This is a genomic window from Massilia sp. LXY-5, from assembly GCF_059801075.1.
In genome coordinates, this window is sequence record NZ_JBNNEH010000003.1 from 655,063 (window position 1) to 671,651 (window position 16,589).

17 protein-coding genes are annotated in these 16,589 nt (G+C 67.0%); 8 read left to right on the top strand and 9 right to left on the bottom strand.

Annotated features, from left to right (window positions below; genetic code table 11):
- Positions 1-49 precede the first annotated feature (49 nt).
- A complete protein-coding gene (locus ACI48I_RS11865; protein ID WP_193686692.1) occupies positions 50-844 on the top strand; it encodes an SDR family oxidoreductase in 795 nt (264 codons plus the stop codon).
- 16 nt (positions 845-860) lie between these two features.
- Here the strand turns inward: ACI48I_RS11865 and ACI48I_RS11870 are convergent, their stop codons facing one another.
- The 6 genes from ACI48I_RS11870 to ACI48I_RS11895 all read right to left on the bottom strand — a co-directional run bounded on the left by ACI48I_RS11870 (position 861) and on the right by ACI48I_RS11895 (position 8,136).
- Complete coding sequence (locus ACI48I_RS11870; RefSeq protein ID WP_498574279.1) at positions 861-1,931, bottom strand: flavodoxin family protein; 1,071 nt, start codon at positions 1,929-1,931, stop codon at positions 861-863.
- A 133-nt stretch (positions 1,932-2,064) separates the two neighbouring features.
- Positions 2,065-3,381 (bottom strand): tetratricopeptide repeat protein, encoded by a 1,317-nt coding sequence (locus ACI48I_RS11875; RefSeq protein WP_498574280.1) that lies wholly within the window; start codon positions 3,379-3,381, stop codon positions 2,065-2,067.
- Between the two features lie 190 nt (positions 3,382-3,571).
- A complete protein-coding gene (locus ACI48I_RS11880; protein WP_498574281.1) occupies positions 3,572-5,131 on the bottom strand; it encodes a glycoside hydrolase family 3 protein in 1,560 nt (519 codons plus the stop codon).
- Positions 5,132-5,141: 10 nt separating this feature from the next.
- Positions 5,142-6,176 carry an SIS domain-containing protein gene (locus tag ACI48I_RS11885; RefSeq protein WP_227496547.1) on the bottom strand — a complete coding sequence of 345 codons (1,035 nt, stop codon included), beginning with the start codon at positions 6,174-6,176 and terminating at the stop codon, positions 5,142-5,144.
- A complete protein-coding gene (nagA, locus tag ACI48I_RS11890) occupies positions 6,173-7,258 on the bottom strand; it encodes an N-acetylglucosamine-6-phosphate deacetylase (protein ID WP_498574282.1) in 1,086 nt (361 codons plus the stop codon). Before nagA ends, ACI48I_RS11885 begins: the two co-directional genes overlap by 4 nt.
- Positions 7,255-8,136: a glucosamine kinase nucleotide-binding domain-containing protein gene (locus tag ACI48I_RS11895; RefSeq protein ID WP_498574283.1), complete on the bottom strand. Its 882-nt coding sequence runs from the start codon at positions 8,134-8,136 to the stop codon at positions 7,255-7,257. The genes nagA and ACI48I_RS11895 overlap by 4 nt, the downstream gene beginning before the upstream one ends.
- Positions 8,137-8,376: 240 nt before the next feature.
- Here ACI48I_RS11895 and ACI48I_RS11900 point away from each other — a divergent pair, with 240 nt between their 5' ends.
- A complete protein-coding gene (locus ACI48I_RS11900; protein WP_498574284.1) occupies positions 8,377-8,922 on the top strand; it encodes a CcdC protein domain-containing protein in 546 nt (181 codons plus the stop codon).
- Between the two features lie 317 nt (positions 8,923-9,239).
- Here ACI48I_RS11900 and fos read toward each other — a convergent pair whose 3' ends face one another.
- The 3 genes from fos to ACI48I_RS11915 all read right to left on the bottom strand — a co-directional run bounded on the left by fos (position 9,240) and on the right by ACI48I_RS11915 (position 11,881).
- Positions 9,240-9,650, bottom strand: a complete 411-nt coding sequence (gene fos, locus ACI48I_RS11905) for a fosfomycin resistance glutathione transferase (RefSeq protein ID WP_498574285.1) — start codon at positions 9,648-9,650, stop codon at positions 9,240-9,242.
- Between the two features lie 41 nt (positions 9,651-9,691).
- Positions 9,692-10,369: a GNAT family N-acetyltransferase gene (locus ACI48I_RS11910; protein WP_498574286.1), complete on the bottom strand. Its 678-nt coding sequence runs from the start codon at positions 10,367-10,369 to the stop codon at positions 9,692-9,694.
- A gap of 177 nt (positions 10,370-10,546) precedes the next feature.
- Positions 10,547-11,881 carry a GIN domain-containing protein gene (locus ACI48I_RS11915; protein ID WP_498574287.1) on the bottom strand — a complete coding sequence of 445 codons (1,335 nt, stop codon included), beginning with the start codon at positions 11,879-11,881 and terminating at the stop codon, positions 10,547-10,549.
- Positions 11,882-12,042: 161 nt separating this feature from the next.
- On the opposite strand from ACI48I_RS11915, the gene ACI48I_RS11920 reads away from it, so the two are divergent.
- The 6 genes from ACI48I_RS11920 to mobB all read left to right on the top strand — a co-directional run bounded on the left by ACI48I_RS11920 (position 12,043) and on the right by mobB (position 16,571).
- The gene (locus ACI48I_RS11920; protein WP_498574288.1) at positions 12,043-12,867 is read left to right on the top strand and encodes a metal-dependent hydrolase; all 825 of its coding nucleotides are present in this window, start codon (positions 12,043-12,045) and stop codon (positions 12,865-12,867) included.
- A gap of 66 nt (positions 12,868-12,933) precedes the next feature.
- A complete protein-coding gene (locus ACI48I_RS11925) occupies positions 12,934-13,119 on the top strand; it encodes a hypothetical protein (protein WP_498574289.1) in 186 nt (61 codons plus the stop codon).
- Between the two features lie 65 nt (positions 13,120-13,184).
- Entirely contained in the window at positions 13,185-13,613 is a 429-nt protein-coding gene (locus ACI48I_RS11930; RefSeq protein ID WP_498574290.1) for a hypothetical protein, read from the top strand.
- Positions 13,613-15,226 carry an ExeA family protein gene (locus ACI48I_RS11935; protein ID WP_498574291.1) on the top strand — a complete coding sequence of 538 codons (1,614 nt, stop codon included), beginning with the start codon at positions 13,613-13,615 and terminating at the stop codon, positions 15,224-15,226. Before ACI48I_RS11930 ends, ACI48I_RS11935 begins: the two co-directional genes overlap by 1 nt.
- A complete protein-coding gene (locus ACI48I_RS11940; RefSeq protein ID WP_193686678.1) occupies positions 15,227-16,021 on the top strand; it encodes a general secretion pathway protein GspB in 795 nt (264 codons plus the stop codon).
- The gene (gene mobB, locus ACI48I_RS11945) at positions 16,008-16,571 is read left to right on the top strand and encodes a molybdopterin-guanine dinucleotide biosynthesis protein B (RefSeq protein ID WP_498574292.1); all 564 of its coding nucleotides are present in this window, start codon (positions 16,008-16,010) and stop codon (positions 16,569-16,571) included. The genes ACI48I_RS11940 and mobB overlap by 14 nt, the downstream gene beginning before the upstream one ends.
- The last annotated feature ends 18 nt before the right edge of the window (positions 16,572-16,589 follow it).

The window sequence follows — 16,589 nt, forward strand, 5'->3', positions numbered from 1 at the left end:
GAAGGTAGAATGTTGCCTTTCGGCATCATTGAGCGGTGGGAGTAGTGTCATGAAGGGCAAGAAAGAGCAGGGGCAAGTGCAGGCGGGGATCTCGTTTGCCGGCAAGGTCGTGCTGGTGACGGGCGCCGCCAGCGGCATCGGCCGGGCGGTGGCCCTGGCCTTCGGGCGTGCCGGCGCATCGGTGGTCGTGGCCGATATCGCCATTGACGGCGGCCATTCGACGGCGGCGATGATCGTCGAGAATGGCGGCAAGGCGCTGTTCGTTGCGGCCAACGTGACGCGCGCGCAGGAGGTCGCGGCCCTGGTCGAAAAGACCGTGCACCACTACGGGCGCCTCGACTGCGCGGTCAACAGCGCGGGCCTGTCCGAAGAAGGGACGATCCTGGCCGAGCTTGATGAAGAGGTCTACGACCGCATCATGGACGTCAACGTCAAGGGCGTCTGGCTGTCGATGAAATACCAGCTGCGCCAGATGACGAGCCAGGGCAGCGGCGCGATCGTCAACCTGTCCTCGGCTTTGGGACTGGTCGGGGCGCCGGCCCAGGGCGTCTACGCCGCCAGCAAGCACGCGCTGGCCGGACTCACCAAGAGCGCCGCGCTCGAGCACGCGAAAGAGGGCATCCGCATCAACGCGCTGTGCCCCGGCGCCGTGCGCACGCCGATGCTGGCGCGCGCCATCGGGCGCGAACCGGCCATGGAAAAGAAGCTGCGCGCCGCGCATCCGATGGGACGCTTTGCCGAGCCGGCGGAGATCGCGAACGCGGTGCTGTGGCTGTGTTCCGAGCAGGCCTCGTTCGTGACCGGGCACGAGTTGTCGGTGGATGGCGGGTTCACGGCAATCTGATGTGCAGGCGCCCGTCTTACTTGGGACGCGGTGCCTTCAATTTCGCCGACTGCGGCACCACGCGTCCCGAACGTAAATCCTGCACCGTCAGCGCCACCGCGCGCGCCACGTTGCGCACTTCTTCCTGCACGTCCGTGTCGCGGTCGAGCACCTCATGGCTCTCGGCATACGATTCGTAATAGCCGATGAAGCGGTCGAGCGTGCCGAAGCTGCCCGCGTCGACCAAACCCATCCAGTTCAGCCAGTCCGTCAGCGAACGGCGCGTGCCTTCGATGCCGGCGACGTCGCCGTGCACGACGACGCCGAAGGCACGGCCGGCCAGGTGCTTCGGATAGTCCCAGCCGGCCAGCTCCATTTCCTTGGCTTTCATCGCATCCTTGCCGTGGGTGGAACTCGGGTCCGGGTTGCCGCCGTCGGCGCACACCAGGCGGTCGATCATGAGTTTCAGCGTGGAAGGCGTCTGGTACCAGTAGACCGGCGTCAGGATGATGACGCCGTGGGCGGCGACCCAGCGTTCGTAGATCTCGTTCATCCAGTCGCCGGTCTGGCGCTCGGCGTGGTTCGGGTAGCAGCTGCAGGGCCAGTGGCAGAGCGGCATGGCGGTCGAGGCGCAGCCCTTGCAGGGATGGATGTGGCGGTCGTAGTCGGAGGTCAGGCGCGACAGGTCGAGCAGGTCGGCTTCCATCCCGCATGCGGACAGCGCGTCGCGCGCGATTTTCGTGAGGCGCCAGGACTTCGACATCTCGCCGGGACAGCTGCCGTCGTTGCGCGCCGAGGCGTTGATCAGGAGGATGCGGCTCGGGGTGTCGGGCTTCTTCTGGTGGATCTCGGCGGCCAGCAGGCGGTCGCGCGCGGCCTTCCATTCGATCGACAGGTCGTAATCGGGATCGGCGAAGCCGGCGCCGGCCTTGAGCGTACGCGGCGCCTTGCGCTTGTCCTGGTAGGCCTGCCAGGCCACTTCCTCGACCTTCGCCAGTTCGTGCGCGACCGTCTCGTAGGCCGGATCGAAAAAGCCGTCGAAGAATTTGCGGCGGAATTCGTCGCGCTCGAGCCGAGCGGGCGCCTGTCCCTTGCGAACCGTCGTCATGGCACGCTCCGTGAAGAAAACCCGATTATGCGCAAAGGATGGGGGCGGCGATGTTCGCTGGCGAACTGTGGCGGCAATAAAAAAGCGGGCGGCGCCAGTGGCGTCCGCCCGCTTTTCAATGCAGCCTTGCTGCTTATTTGCCTGCGGCAGGTGCCGTCGACGCAGTCGCCGCACCGGCCGGCTGCTTGAGCGTCATGACCCAGATGCGGGCCACGTCCGACAGGCCGCCGCCCGCCTTGACGCTTTCGAAGGTCTTGATGGCGTCGTCCTTGCGGCCGGCCTTGGCCTGGGCCGCACCCAGGCGCAGCTTGGCTTCGTCGGGCTGCTTCAGGCCACCCTTGGCGATACCTTGCTGGATGAAGCCGATGCCTTTGTCGTACTGGCCCATCGTCGCGTAGGCCCAGCCGAGGTTGACCAGGCCGGCGCCGGTCTTCGACTTCGTTGCCGAGGCTTCGCCGGCGGCGATGTTCTTCGCGTCGTCGGCGGCGCCCTTGTCGGCGCGCGCGCGCAGCGCGTTGTGCGCCTTGGCGTTGGCACCCTTGCCCAGCACGCCCGCGGCGTAGCCGGCGTCCAGCGCGTTCTTCGCTTCGGTCGGGAAGCCGTCCCGCAGGGCGGTTTCGGCCAGGTCGACATAGTCTTCCTCGCGCAGCGTCTTCATGGTGCCGAAGTACAGGCGCAGCACCGGCATGAAGTTGTTCTGGTCGAAGCCAGGCTTCTTGATCACGCCCACGCGGATGATTTCGCCCCACATTTCATCGCTCGGGTAGTAGGTCACCAGCTTCTGGACGGTGCTCTCGTAGACGGCGGTGTCCTTGGTCTCGTTCGCGGCGCTCAGCAGGAGCTTGAGGTCTTCCTGCGACGGCGCCTTGCCCGCCTTTTCGGCCTCGCTGATGATCTGCACCAGCTGCGGCTTGGCGCTGGCGTAGTCCTTGCTCAGGTACTGCGCACGCACCAGCAGCGGACGGGCCGTGGTCATGTCGCCGCCCATCGCTTCATAGCGCTTGAGCTGTTCGACGGTGGCAGGGTAGTTCTTGGCCTTGTACTGGATGTCGGCGATGGCCAGCACCAGCTTCGGCTGCGAATCCTTCGGCTCGAAGCCCGATTTCAGGACTTCCTCGGCCGCGGCCGCCACACCCGCATCGTTGCCGGCGAGGGAGGCCTGCACCATCTTGGCACGGTTCACAACATAGGCTTCGTACGGCGTCTTGTTCGGGATCGCTTCGGCCTGGGTGACGCGGTTCTGCAGTTCGGCAGCGTTCTTGGATGCGATCAGCGGTTGCAGTTGGGCCGGATCGAGCAGCTTGTACAGTTCCGGGCGCACGTTGTTGGCCGGCGCGGCCGCAGGGGCGTCGCCCTTCTGGGCGTGGGCGCTCGTCATCAGGGCGGGCGCGGTGTTCAGGCCGACGGCAGCCAGCAGCAGGCAGAGGCGAGCGAGGCGGAAATGGGACATGAATGATCCTTCTAAAAAGATGAGCGGTGCAATCCCGCGGCAAGATGGCATTTTTGCCAAGCTTGAGCAAAACGCGCATTGTCCCATAAACAGGTCCGACAATGCGCCGCAATTGTGCCGCACGTGTGAAGGGGATGGGGATGTCGTTACATTGCGTTACCGTGTTTGGCGCACAGTAACGCTTACGGTCTCAGAAGCCCGGCACCGGGCACTGGCCCGTGGCCTCGATCTCGCCCGCCAGCCAGGCGTTGACCGCCGCCAGTGCGGGCGCGGCGAAGCCATAGGTCATCAGGGCCGGGGCCTCGACGTCGAGCGCCTGGTAGGGGTTCCAGAGCGCCAGGTGCAGGTCGGGACGCCAGGTCGCGCGCACATGCGGACCGTAGCGGCGGCGCGAGGTCGAGGCCAGGATCGTGAAGCGGCCGTCCTGGGGCAGGGCGCTCCAGTCGAAGGTATCGGCGTCCGCAAAGGTCACCAGCTCGACCTCGAACAGCTGCGCCAGCGAAGCGGCGATGGCGGCGGCCGGCACGCCCGCTTCCGAGACGCCGTCGCTGACCACGTCCTGGCGCGCGACCAGGCGCACGCGCGCGCCCACGGACGGCCGCACCACGGCGCCACGGCTGCTCAGGCCGCGCTGCCAGGCGCGCGCCATCAGGGCGCGGTCCTCGATATCGGTCGTGTAGATCGGCGCTTCGTCGGCGCCCGGCGCTTCGCTGCCCATGACTTCGGGCGCGTTTGCTGCCGTGACGGCCGCCGCCGGACGCGCAATGCCGCCGGCCGGATGCGCGGCCGCCAGCTTCGCCAGGCGCGCCAGGCGGGCCTCGACTTCCGCCATCGGCAGCTCGCCCGAGGCGATGGCCGCGGCAATCGCTTCGATCGTCTCTTCCTGCGTCTCGCGCGAGCCGATCGCCATCACCATGTCGGCCCCGGCCACCAGCGCGCGCACGGCGGCCTGGCCGACACCGTAGCGGTGCGCGATCGCGTGCATGTCCATGCCGTCGGTGATGATCACGCCCCCGTAGTTCCAGCCTTCGCGCAGGATGCCGGTCAGGATGGGGCGCGACATCGTGGCCGGATAGTCCGGGTCGAGCGCGGGGTAGACGATGTGGGCCGTCATCATCGCGGGGGCGAACGGAGCCGCCATCCTGAACGGCGCGAACTCGAAGCGCTCCAGTTCCGCCAGCGGCTTGTCGACGGTCGGCAGCGCGCGGTGCGAGTCGACGTGGGTGTCGCCGTGGCCGGGGAAGTGCTTGACGCAGCAGGCCACGCCCTCCGCTTCGCTGCCTTCCATCCAGGCCAGGGCAATCCGGGTGGCGGTCTCGGGATCGGCGCCGAAGGAGCGTTCCGCGATCACCGGGTTGTGCGGATTGTTGTTCAGGTCGAGGACGGGCGCGAAGTTCCAGTTGAAGCCGAGCGAACGCACGGCGCGCGCCACGGCTGCACCGACCTCGCGCGCGAGAATCGGATCGTTGGCCGCACCGATGGCCATCGCCGAGGGCGGCGCCGGCACCCAGGTCGAACGCACCACGGCGCCGCCTTCCTGGTCGAGTGCGATCAGCGCTTCCGGCCCCATCACCGCGCGCAGGGCGCCGGTCAGGCGCGTCAGCTGCGCCGCGTCCGTCATGTTCTGGCGGAACAGGCAGGCGCCGCGCACGCGATTCGCCGCCAGGAAGCGGGCCGTGTCTTCATCCAGCTCGGTGCCGAACAGGCGCACCATGATCAGCTGGCCGGCGATTTTTTTCAGGTCGTCCATGGCTTGTGGCTCAGTTTGTTCTGGTGACTTTGCTCAGGTGGCGCGGCCGGTCCGGATCGAGCCCGCGCGCCTTCGAGAGCTGGGCGGCCATTACATAGAAGGCCTGGATCGCGACGATCGGGTCGAGGTCGGGCGTGGCCGCCACCGGCAGCGTCAGGTCGCGCTCGGCGATGTCTTCCGGCGCCGCCAGCAGCACGCGCGCGCCGCGCCCGCGCATCTCGGTCGCCAGCGCAACCAGGCCGGCCTGGGCCGGGCCGCGCGTGGCGAAGATCAGCAGCGGATAGCCGTCCTCGATCAGGGCCATCGGGCCGTGCTTGATCTCGGCGCCCGAGAAGGCCTCCGCCTGCAGGGCCGAGGTTTCCTTGAATTTCAGGGCCGCCTCCAGGGCGATCGGGAAGCTGATGCCGCGTCCGACCACCATGATGTTGCGGGCCGGCGCCAGCACCTCGATGGCGGCCGACCAGTCGACCCGGGACGCTGCGCGCAGGTCGTCCGGCAGTGCGGCGAGGCCCGCTTTCAGTTCGGCGTCGTCCTGCCATTCGGCGACCAGGCGCGCGCCCGCCACCAGGCTCGTAATAAAACTCTTGGTTGCGGCCACGCTCTGCTCCTTGCCGGCGTGCAGAGGCATGGTCCAGGCGGCGGCCTTTGCCAGCGGCGATTCGGCGTCGTTCACCAGTGCCACGGTAGTGGCGCCGCCGTCGCGGAAGTACTGGATCGGCTCGACCACGTCCGGGCTCTGGCCCGATTGCGAGATCGAGATCGCCAGCGTGCCCTGCGTGACGAGCGGCGATTTATACAGCGTGACGAGCGACATCGGCAGCGAGGTGACGAGGCGCCCCATGCGCGACATGATCAGGTAGGCGACATAGCTCGACGCGTGGTCCGAGCTGCCGCGCGCCACGGTGACGGCGCTGTGGAAATTGGTCGACCTCAGCGTACGTCCGAGTTCGGCGTAGCGTTCGGTGTCCTGGGACAGTTGCAGGGCGACGCAGTCGCCGGCCGACATGGCCTCCTGCAGCATCAGCGAGGTTGCAGGGACGGTCATACGGCTTCTCCTTCGATATAGACAGCTTTGATGTTCAGGTCGCGGTCGAGCACGACGAAGTCGGCATGGCATCCGGGTTGGATGCGGCCGCGCTGGGTTTCGCCGAGATAGTCGGCGGCGTTGGTCGAGACGCGGCGCGAGGCTTCCGCCAGCGACAGTCCGATTTTCACCAGATTGCGCAGCGCACCAATCATCGTCAGCGTCGAGCCGGCGAGGGTGCCGTCGGCCAGGCGCACGCCGCCCATGCATTTGTGGACCACCTGGCGGCCCAGCATGTATTCGCCGTCGGGCATGCCGGCGGCGGCGGTCGAATCGGTCACGCAGAACAGCTGCGGAATCGATCGCAATGCCACCTTGATCGCACCCGGATGCACGTGCAGCAGGTCGGGGATGATCTCGGCGTACTGCGCATGGGCCAGCGCTGCGCCGACCATGCCCGGCTCGCGGTGGTGCAGGCCCGGCATCGCATTGAACAGGTGGGTAAAACCGGCGGCGCCGTGCTCCAGTGCGGCGACGCCGTCTTCGTAGGAACCGCTGGTGTGGCCGATCTGGACACGCACGCCCTGGTCCGCCAGCAGCCGCACCAGTTCGAGGTGGCCGTGGATTTCGGGCGCCACCGTGATCACGCGCATCGGCGCCAGGGCTTCATAGGCTTCGATCTCGGCGAGCGTGGCTTCCTTGGCGAACGGCGGCTGGGCGCCCAGCCTGGCGGCATTGATGTAGGGGCCTTCCAGGTGCACGCCGAGGATGCGCGCCTCCTTGCTGCCGCGCTCCTTGCAGGCCGCGCCGATGGCCTTCAATGCGCGCTCGATGTCTTCCGGCGGGGCGGTCATCGTGGTGGCGAGCAGGCTGGTGGTGCCGTGCTTTGCGTGCAGGGCCGCGATCACGTGCGGCGCGTCGCCGCCTTCCATCATGTCGCGGCCGGCGCCACCGTGCACGTGGACGTCGATGAAGCCGGGCAGGATGAGGTCGTCGCCATTGCTCTCGATGTCGACCGGATTGCCCTCGATGGCGTCGATGCGGGCACCGAAGCGCAATTCGCCATGGACCCAGCCGTCGGGAGTGAGGATATTGCCTTTCATGGGCGTTCTTTCAGATAGCGTTCGATCATCAACAGGGCGCCGCGCGCGGAGTCGCCCTGGGCCGGCAGGCAGCGGGCGCGCGTTTCCGGCGGCAGCCAGGCCAGCAGCACGTCGCCCAGGCCGCCGCACAAGGCCAGCGGCAGCGTGTGGGACGGGTCGAGGGCGTCGGCGATGCTTGCTACTTCGCGCCCCGCGTGTTCGAGGATGGCGCGCGCCACCGGATCGGTCTCGCCATGGATCACGACGAAGCGTGCCAGGCTGGCGTAGGCCGTCTGGTTGGCGCGCCCGAGCCAGATCTGCACCGCGTCGCGGTTGCCGCCGCAGGCTGCGATCACCTCGCGCGCAAAGTCGCCGCCGCGCACGCGGCCGTCGAGCACCTGTTCGATATGGTTCAGCGCGCGCAGGCCCATCCAGGCGCCGCTCGCTTCGTCGCCGGCCGGGAAGCCCCAGCCGCCGACTTCGACCTTGGTGCCGTCGACCAGCATCGCTTCGCCGACGCTGCCCGTGCCGATCGCCACGATCGCGCCCGGCGCGCCGCCGTGGGCGCCCATCAGGGTAGTGAAGCCGTCGGTGTCGAGCACGAGGGCGCCAAAGCCGGGATCGGCGGCCACGAATTGCGCCGCCCAGTCCTTGTTGTGCACGCCGGCGAGGCCGAGGCCGATCGCCATCGAGGACAGGGGAGGGGAGCCGATATCGGCCACCGCGCAGGCTTCGCCGATGGCGGCCAGGATGGTGATCCAGGCATTGTCGATGCCGTGGGACAGGCCGGAGGGGCCGGCGCTGGTTTGCGCCAGTTCTTCGCCGCTGGAGGCGGAGCTGGCCAGGCGCACGCGGGTGCCGGTGCCGCCGCCATCGACGCCGATGAGGTATTCGATCATGGGGAAATGAGTGCCGGGGAGGTCAGGGCACTATAGGGAGGCGGGTTGAGCTTGTCAACAGGTATTTAATTGGTATTGAATGCCGGCCCGGCCGGCGTGCTCCGGAGGGGATGCCACCCTATGAAAAGCGGGAGCAGGTGCTGGTATGCAAACTGGTATGGTTGAGCGCCATATCCTGGGCGCCGCGCAGGAGGCGGAAGCCGGACAAGCCGCAATGCCATTATTTCCAAAATGGAAAAAATGGGTGATACTCGGCGCCAGCCCATCGAAATTATCATCTACACCATGACCCAGACGCACTTGATCATGTTCGCCGCCACGCCCCTCATCATGTGGCGCGTCTACAAGCGCGTGCAGCGCCTGACCGTCCGCCAGAAATCGCGCATGTGGCGCCACTGGTTCGGCGTGACCTTCCTGCCGACCTTTTTGCTGGCCATGATCGTCATGCTGTTCGCCAAGCCTGCCGTGCTTGGCGCGCTGCTCGGCGGCGCCGCGGTCGGTACCGCGCTCGGCTTCGCCGCCTGGCGCCGCATGGGTTTCGAGCGCGTCGGCAGCGATTATTTCTATATTCCGTACGCCCCGATCGGCATGGTCGTCGCCATGCTCTTCATTGCGCGCGTGCTGTATCGCATGTTCGAAATGTTTACCCTGGGGCCGCAGCAGGTGCCGGCGTTCGGCAGCAGTCCGCTGACGATGGGGATCATGGGCGTGGTTGCCGGTTATTACCTGGTGGGTGCGTCGGGCTTGCTGCGCTGGCGCTTGGCGGACAGGAAGCGAATGGCTTAGGGGCGCTATCGGCTGCGCGTTCAACCGGTCAACGCATCATGGAGCAAACCTTATGCACATTGGGGGAAGTACGCGATGCTGATGAACTGCGAAGATGCGCCTTCAGAGCTGCAGCATCGTTGATTCGCCGCTTATCCCAACAGCACAGGTCCGCTATAAGGCCGAATGCGGAGATGCGGAACCGCCAGCAAGCTGCCGAAAACTTACTCCACCTGACGCCTTCCACCCCGCTCGACCTGCACCAACTGCTCGCGCCCCGCCGCCCTCGACTACCTGGTTGACCGCGGCGCTGCCCGGCCCGCGCACGATTGCCGAACTCATTCAAAGAAGCGCATGCCTGAGTAAGGCTGGATGCGGCATTGGGCGAGCCGGCTGCGCACGTCGCCAACGTGCGCTTCAAGCTTATGTCCGTCAGGGTCGAGAAAGTAAACGGAGTCCCCTTCGCTGCGGTTCTGTCGCCACTCGGTGACGCCGTGATCGCGCAGGTGCCGACGCAAGGTGTCGAGATTGTCCTGCGTGATGCTGAACGCGTAGTGCGTGTACTCGGGCGTGGGTCCTTCCGGCCTCAGGGGATCCAGCGACAGACACAGCCACAAGTCCCCAAGCGATAAGTAAGCGCCTGCATTCCAGCTCGCGAGCAGGCGGAAGCCGAGCAGTTGTCGATAGAAATCCACGCTTCGTTCGATATTGCGCACCGCAAGGGTCAGGTGATTTAGTCCGGTTAACATGGTTTCGGGTCGATTCGTGGCTTGCTTCGGGCAGTGTGCATTCAGGCCCGTTTTTTCACGACGGCCACCCGTACTGCCGTTCGGTAGGTAAATCCCAGTTGTTCGTACAGCGCGATTGCCGCAGTGTTGGACGCCCAAGCGTGAAGGAATGGCTGCTCGCCGCGTTGTTGGATGGCATGCGCGACGACGGAAGAAAGTCTTCTGCCCAGGCCACGCCCGCGAAAGTCAGGATGGGTACATACGCCGCTGACTTCCGTGAAACCCGGAAAACGCATGCGCTCCCCCGCCATGGCGACCAGACGCCCGTCGACGCGGATGCCGACGAAGCGGCCCATCGTATGTGTGTGTGACAAAAAGGGTCCCGGCTCGGTCAGTGTCGCCAAAGCGAGCATTTCCTCCGCATCCGCATCGCCAAGGACAAGGATCGGATCCTTGCCTGTCCCGGGCGCGATGGGCCGGGCCGCCAGCAACTGCACTCCCTGGGCCTCGCGCACCGCGACAAGGCCGTCGGGCAGGCGGATGGTCGGGACCTGGAGCAAAAAGATGGATTCGTCATCGCAGACGAGCCCGGCAAGTGCCGCAAGACTCGCGGGGCTATCGTCGGACGCGGCAGCGAAAACGTTGACGTCGCGCCGGAAACGCTTGGCAAGATCACCACCTTCCGCGAGCTGCGGTGCAGAGACAAGTGAGGCCCACACGGGCCGGTCGAGGCTAGTCATTTGGATTGTCCTTCGAATCGGGATGCCGGGAACCTGGCAAGGCTTCGGCGCGTCGCTTCAAGGACAAGCATAACGCTTGTTCGGCGCCTGATGTTACTTTTCAGGAATCATTCCGATAGTCGTCCAGACGCATGCCTGCCCTGGGCGAACCAGGCATCTCAAGCGCTACGCCCAGGTTCAGTCCACCTGACGCCGTCCACCGCGCTCGACCTGCACCAGCTGCTCGCGCCCGTCGCCTTCGCGCACCTGGTTCACCGAAGCGGTGCCCGGCCCACGCACGTTGATGTCCGTCTGGCGCACCGTCAGACGGCGCGCCTGCAGGCTGCCGGAGCCGCTCAGTTCGGCGGTGATGCGCTCGGCGTGGCCTTGCAGCTGGGCGTTGCCGGGGCCGCGCAGCTTCAGCATGACGCGCTTGCCTTCGATCGAGGCGCTCAGGTCGCCCGAGCCGTGCAGCGAAGCGTCGAGGGTATCGGTGACGCGCGCCAGTTTGATGTCGCCGGGGCCGCCGCTGTCGATCATCGCGCTGCGCACGGTGAGTTTTTCAGCGTCGAGTTCGCCCGAGCCGCTCAGGTCCGCGCGCAGTTCGTCGGCGCTGCCGGAGAGCCTTGCGCTGCCGGGGCCGGTCATGCGCAGGACCGCGCGTCCGGCCTGCAGGCCGCGCGCTTCGAGGTCGCCCGATCCGTTGACTTCGGCCTCGAACTGGCGGATGGTGCCGGCGACGCAGGCATTGCCCGGTCCGCGCTGGACGCTGTTGAGCTTTTCGACCTGCAGGCCGCAGGCATCGAGGTCGCCCGAGCCGTTGACTTCAACCCGCAACTCGCGCGCCGTGCCGCGTAACCTGGCGCCGCCCGGACCCGATACCAGCGCCACGGCGCGCGCCAGGCGCAGCTCGTCCGCATCAAGGTCGCCCGAGCCGCTGACGCGCGCCGTCAGTTCGTTGCCGACGCTGCCCAGCTGCACGTCGCCGGGACCGGACATCGACAGCGCGACGTTGCCCGCTTTCACCTGGCGCAGGTCGAGGTCGCCGCTGCCGCTGCTGCTTACTTCAAACGTGCGCGCGGCGCCCCGTGCGCGGATATCGCCCGGCCCGCTCGAGGACAAGGTGAAACGCTCGCCGCCGACCGTGTCGAGCTCGACGTCGCCGCTTCCGCTGCTGGCGAGCGACTTCAGGCTTGATGCGCCGATGCGCACGACGACTTCCTCATGCTCGCGCTTGCCCCAGTGGAAGCCGAAGCTCGAGCGCGAGGAACGCTGGCGCACGATCAGGGTGCCATTGCGCACTTCCGTCTCGATCTCGGCCAGCTGCTTCGCTTCGCCCGATAATTCAAGGCGCGGCGCGCCCTCGGTCACGATGACGCGGAAGGGGCCGGCCAGTTCGATGGCGGTAAATGCGCCGACGGCGCGCTTGTCGACGGTCACGGGCGCGCGCCTGTCGTCGGCGGAAACGCCCTGCATGCTGGCCAGGCCGCTGCAGAGGACGAGGGCGGCGAGGGCGGTGTGCTTGATGTTCATTCGGTGTCCTTGTTGTTTTTGTGGGGGCAGAGCATGCACGATAGGGCAAACGGCAGCGGTGCATGCAGCCGAACCGATGGACGTGCAAAATCACGGTATCAACGGTCGAAGTCGGGCGCCGAACTGCGTCCTGTTCACCATCGGCAGACGAAAGGAAACCCATGTCTACCCTGACAGTCCGGAAAATCGAGGTCGACCTCGCGCAAGGTTTCGGGCGCCGCTGGAATGGCGGCGACGCCTACCGCACCCAGCTGTTCAACGCGTTGTCGATGAGTTTTCCCCTCGGCGAGCAATTGTTCATCGATGCCGTGCGCGCCGTGCCGCCGGAATGCCTGGCCGACCCGCAGCTGCGCGAAGAAGTCAGGGATTTCATCGGCCAGGAGGCGACCCACCGGCATGTGCACGTGCAGTACAACAAGGAGCTCGAGCGCCAGGGCCTGCCCTATACGCGCGAGGCCGCAATCCGCAAGCGGATCCGGCGCATCGACCGCATGAGTGTGCTGAGCCGGCTGGCGATCACCTGCGCGCTCGAGCATTACACGGCGATGCTGGCCGACGGCGTGCTGCGCCATCCCGGATGGCTGGAAGGCGCCGAGCCGCGGATGCGGACCGTCTGGTCCTGGCACGCGGTCGAGGAAACCGAGCACAAGGGCGTGGCCTTCGATGCCTACCGCGCCGCCGGAGGAGGATACTGGCGGCGCGTGCTCTGGTATGTGCACGTCAGTTTCATGTTTGCCTTCGAGACTTTTCTCCAGACTTGTTTCAACCTGCGCCGCGACGGCGAGCTGTTCAAGCCGCGCACCTGGGGCAGTGCGATTAACATCTGGTTCGGGCGCAATGGACTGGCGGGGCACCTGCTGAGGCCGGGGCTGCAGTATTTTTCGCGCTCCTTTCATCCGTGGCAGCACGACAATCGGCAGCTGATCGAATCGTGGCTCGATCACAACAGTTCAGCCTGGCGGCCGGTGCGCCCAAAAGCGGCCTGACGCATTCCAGCACAGCCGCCCGCGGCGGCAGGTGTCATAATGGGCGGGTCGAGTAAGGAGAAACAAGTGATTCGTTACATGGGCACGCGCAAGAACAGCGAGGGCGCCACCGTTTATGTGTTTATCGTGAATGGCCTCGAGAAAGAGGTGCGCGAGGGGGCCCTGAAGCAGCATCCCGGCTGCTATGAGGCCTTGCCGGCATCGGCCAAGGCGAAAATCGCCGCCAATCGCGCCTGGCTGTCGAAGCTGTGACGCGCACGCGCCGCACTTACGCTCACACTGCAGGCGTGCTGCTGGCGCTCGCCTGCAGTGTGAGTATGAGTGCGGCCCAGGCGCTGCCCTCGACCTTCGGCCCCGTGATCGGGAATGCGCTGCTGTGCCGCAGCCAGCTCGACAACAAGTATTTCCATTCCTGGCTGAGCACCGCCCTCGGTCCTTCCTACAAGCACGAGGGCGGCGCCTTCTGGTTCAAGGGCGAGGCCAGCTTATGGGGCAAGCAGGTGCAGGACATCATGGTCAGCGACGACAGCAATCCGATGGCCTTCATCGCGGCCGTGGTCGACAGCAAGCCGGAAGAGCTGGAAGAGGCCATCCACGCGGCCGTCGGCATACGCCATAAAACGGCCGATATGTCGCAATATCCATTGCGGGTATCGAACCCGGGCAGCGTCATCGCTTATCACAAAGGCAAATCCAAAATATACTGCGCGAGATATAAACCTCTCCCGCCAGGCCGCCAGTTCTGATGTACACCAATTTCTTCAACCTGAAGCAGGCGCCGTTCTCGATCGCCCCCGACCCGCGCTACCTGTTCATGAGCGAGCGCCACCGCGAAGCGCTGGCCCACCTGCTGTACGGCATCAACAGCGGCGGCGGCTTCGTGCTGCTGACCGGCGAGATCGGCGCCGGCAAGACCACGGTCTGCCGCTGCTTCATCGAGCAGATCCCGGAGAACTGCCGGCTCGCCTATATCTTCAACCCGAAACTGACCGTGGGCGAACTGCTGCAATCGGTCTGCGAAGAGTTCCGCATCGCTGCGCCGGGCAGCGGACAGGGCGTGAAGGGCTATGTCGACGCGATCAACGCCTATCTGCTGGCCTCGCACGCGCAGGGCATGAACAACGTGCTCGTCATCGACGAAGCCCAGAACCTGGCGCCCGAGGTTCTCGAACAATTGCGCCTGCTGACGAACCTGGAGACGAGCGAGCGCAAGCTGCTGCAAATCATCCTGATCGGCCAGCCGGAGCTGCGCACGATGCTGGCGCGTCCCGAGCTGGAACAACTGGCGCAGCGCGTGATCGCGCGCTACCACCTGGGGCCGCTGTCCGAGCCCGAGACGGGTGCCTATATCGCGCACCGGATGGCGGTCGCGGGCGCGCAGGGCGGGCCGGTGTTCCCCGCATCGATCGTGCCGGCGATCCACCGCATCACGCAGGGCGTGCCGCGCCGCATCAACCTGCTGTGCGACCGCGCGCTGCTGGGTGCCTATGTCGAAAACAGCCGCGAGGTGACGCGCACCATCCTGCGCAAGGCGGCCGAGGAAGTGTTTACGGGCGAAACCACGGCCCCGGCGCGCAAGGCGCGCTGGCCGCTGGTGGCGGGCGGGCTGCTGGCGGGCGCGGCGCTCAGTGCGGCCGCGTGGCAGGTATTGCCGCATACGACGGCGCCAGTCGCGGCGCCGACTGCCGGCAAGAAGGGAAGGATTGCGCAGGCCTTGCCTGCACCTGCGCCTGCATCTGCGCCTGCGCCTGCGCCCGCAGCCGCCTTGCCCCAGGGGCACGCCGACGAAGCCCCGGCCCTGCGCAGCCTGGCGAGCCTGTGGGGCGCAACGCTTCCAGCGGGCGAACCCTGCCAGGTCGCGTTCCGCCTCGACCTGCGCTGCCATACGGGCCGCGGCGGCATCTACGAATTGCGCCAGCTCGACCGTCCGGCCGTCATTACCCTGCGCGACGGACGTAGCACCAGCTATGCCGTGCTGGCCGGGATGGACGAGCGCAGCGTGACCCTGCTCGCCGACGGCAAGCGCGAAAAAGTCGAGCTCGCCGCCCTGGTGGCGCGCTTCACCGGCGAGTACACGACCTTCTGGAAAATGCCGCGCGCCTTCCGCGACAACCTGGCGCCCGGGGACCAGGGGACGGACGTGGACTGGCTCGCTGCGCGCCTGGCCCAGCTCGGCGGCGTCACGGCGCCGGCCGCGCAGCAGCCCTTCGATGCACGCATCGGGCAGTTATTGCGTGCATTCCAGTCGAAGCAGAACCTGAAGGCGGACGGCGTGGCCGGCCCCCGCACCTACATGCGCCTCAACCAGCTGACCGGGGTCGCCGAGCCACGCCTGCTCGCCGCCGGGACGGGACACTAAATGTCGTACATTCTCGAAGCACTCAAAAAGGCGCAAGCCGAACGCCAGCTGGGCAATGCGCCCGACATCCATACGCCGGCGCCGGTTCCGGTTCCGGCCGCGTCCGCCGCGGTGAACCGCAAGCCGCTGCTGATCGGCCTGGGCGTGGGCGTGCTGGTCGCGGGTATCGCGGCCGGGCTCGTGTGGCGGGCGAAGACGCCGGCGGGACAGCCTGCCGTGCTGGCGCGTAACGAGGCGGGGCCGGCGGCGCCTGCGCCAGCCGCCGCGCCGGCGGCCTCGAAGGAGCCGGCCGCGGCACCGGTTGCCGCGCCTGCGCCTGTGCCGGAAGCACTGCCTGCGAGTGCGGTTCCGGTCCCGGCGCCGGCCGTGCAGCCTGCCAGGCGGAGGAGCGAGCCGGTTGCCGCTGCCACGCCGGCGGCGCCACCGCCGGCAGACACCAAACCACGCCGGGCGCCGGCTCCGGCTCCGGCCGCCGCGCGTGATCCGGCGCCCGAGGCGGTCTACCTGCCGGCACCGACGCCGCCTGCACCGCCGCCCACCCGTGCGCCCGATCCGATTCAGGAAGAAAACCTGCGTACGCTGCAGCAGCTGCCCGAGGCCATCCAGCGCGAAGTGCCGAAGGTGGCGGTGGGCGGCTACATCTACTCGCCCAACCCGGCCGATCGCCTGCTGCTGGTCGATAAAATGCTGCGCCGCGAAGGAGAAGAGCTGGCCCCCGGCCTGGTCCTCGAGCGCCTGATGCCGAAATATGCCGTCATGAATTACCGGGGCACCCGCTACCGTGTCGCTTATTGATTCCGGCGCGGCGCCCGTCGTGCTGGCCGTGGTCGGCTGGTCGGGCAGCGGCAAGACCACGCTGCTCGAATTCCTCGTTGCCCAGCTGGCCGCGCGCGGCTTGCGCGTGAACGTGGTCAAGCACAGCCACCACGACATCGAACTCGAGCCGCCGCACAAGGACAGCGCGCGCCTGCGCATGGCGGGCGCGGCCGAGGTGATGATCGCCTCTCCCTACCGCTATGCCATCCTGCGCGAACTGCGCGGGGAGGCCGAACCGCCGCTGGCCGAACAGTTGGCGCGCCTGGCGCCAGCCGACCTGACCCTGGTCGAAGGTTATAAATGGGAGCCGCTGCCGAAGCTCGAGGTCTGGCGTCCCGCGCTCGGGCGCGCGCCGCTGTATCCGGACGATGCGCTGGTGGTGGCCGTGGCCTCCGACGGTCCGGCGCCCGCCGACGCGGGCCGGGCCTGGCTGGACCTGAATGCGCCCGGGGATGTCTTGTGCTGGCTCACCGGATGGATGGCGGCCAGGGCTAAAGTTTCCATAGAACAAGCCGTTAAGGAAGGATAACCCTCAACAGGAGACCGA

Excerpts from the sequence above, each read along its gene's own strand:
- ACI48I_RS11885 (WP_227496547.1), bottom strand. The coding sequence starts at position 6,176 with ATGACCGTCCCTGCAACCTCGCTGATGCTGCAGGAGGCCATGTCGGCC.
- ACI48I_RS11895 (WP_498574283.1), bottom strand. The coding sequence starts at position 8,136 with ATGATCGAATACCTCATCGGCGTCGATGGCGGCGGCACCGGCACCCGC.
- ACI48I_RS11880 (WP_498574281.1), bottom strand. The coding sequence starts at position 5,131 with ATGGACGACCTGAAAAAAATCGCCGGCCAGCTGATCATGGTGCGCCTG.
- fos (WP_498574285.1), bottom strand. The coding sequence starts at position 9,650 with ATGTTAACCGGACTAAATCACCTGACCCTTGCGGTGCGCAATATCGAA.
- ACI48I_RS11870 (WP_498574279.1), bottom strand. The coding sequence starts at position 1,931 with ATGACGACGGTTCGCAAGGGACAGGCGCCCGCTCGGCTCGAGCGCGAC.
- ACI48I_RS11915 (WP_498574287.1), bottom strand. The coding sequence starts at position 11,881 with ATGAACATCAAGCACACCGCCCTCGCCGCCCTCGTCCTCTGCAGCGGC.
- ACI48I_RS11920 (WP_498574288.1), top strand. The coding sequence starts at position 12,043 with ATGTCTACCCTGACAGTCCGGAAAATCGAGGTCGACCTCGCGCAAGGT.
- ACI48I_RS11875 (WP_498574280.1), bottom strand. The coding sequence starts at position 3,381 with ATGTCCCATTTCCGCCTCGCTCGCCTCTGCCTGCTGCTGGCTGCCGTC.
- ACI48I_RS11935 (WP_498574291.1), top strand. The coding sequence starts at position 13,613 with ATGTACACCAATTTCTTCAACCTGAAGCAGGCGCCGTTCTCGATCGCC.
- ACI48I_RS11900 (WP_498574284.1), top strand. The coding sequence starts at position 8,377 with ATGGGTGATACTCGGCGCCAGCCCATCGAAATTATCATCTACACCATG.
- ACI48I_RS11940 (WP_193686678.1), top strand. The coding sequence starts at position 15,227 with ATGTCGTACATTCTCGAAGCACTCAAAAAGGCGCAAGCCGAACGCCAG.
- ACI48I_RS11865 (WP_193686692.1), top strand. The coding sequence starts at position 50 with ATGAAGGGCAAGAAAGAGCAGGGGCAAGTGCAGGCGGGGATCTCGTTT.
- nagA (WP_498574282.1), bottom strand. The coding sequence starts at position 7,258 with ATGAAAGGCAATATCCTCACTCCCGACGGCTGGGTCCATGGCGAATTG.
- ACI48I_RS11910 (WP_498574286.1), bottom strand. The coding sequence starts at position 10,369 with ATGACTAGCCTCGACCGGCCCGTGTGGGCCTCACTTGTCTCTGCACCG.
- ACI48I_RS11930 (WP_498574290.1), top strand. The coding sequence starts at position 13,185 with ATGAGTGCGGCCCAGGCGCTGCCCTCGACCTTCGGCCCCGTGATCGGG.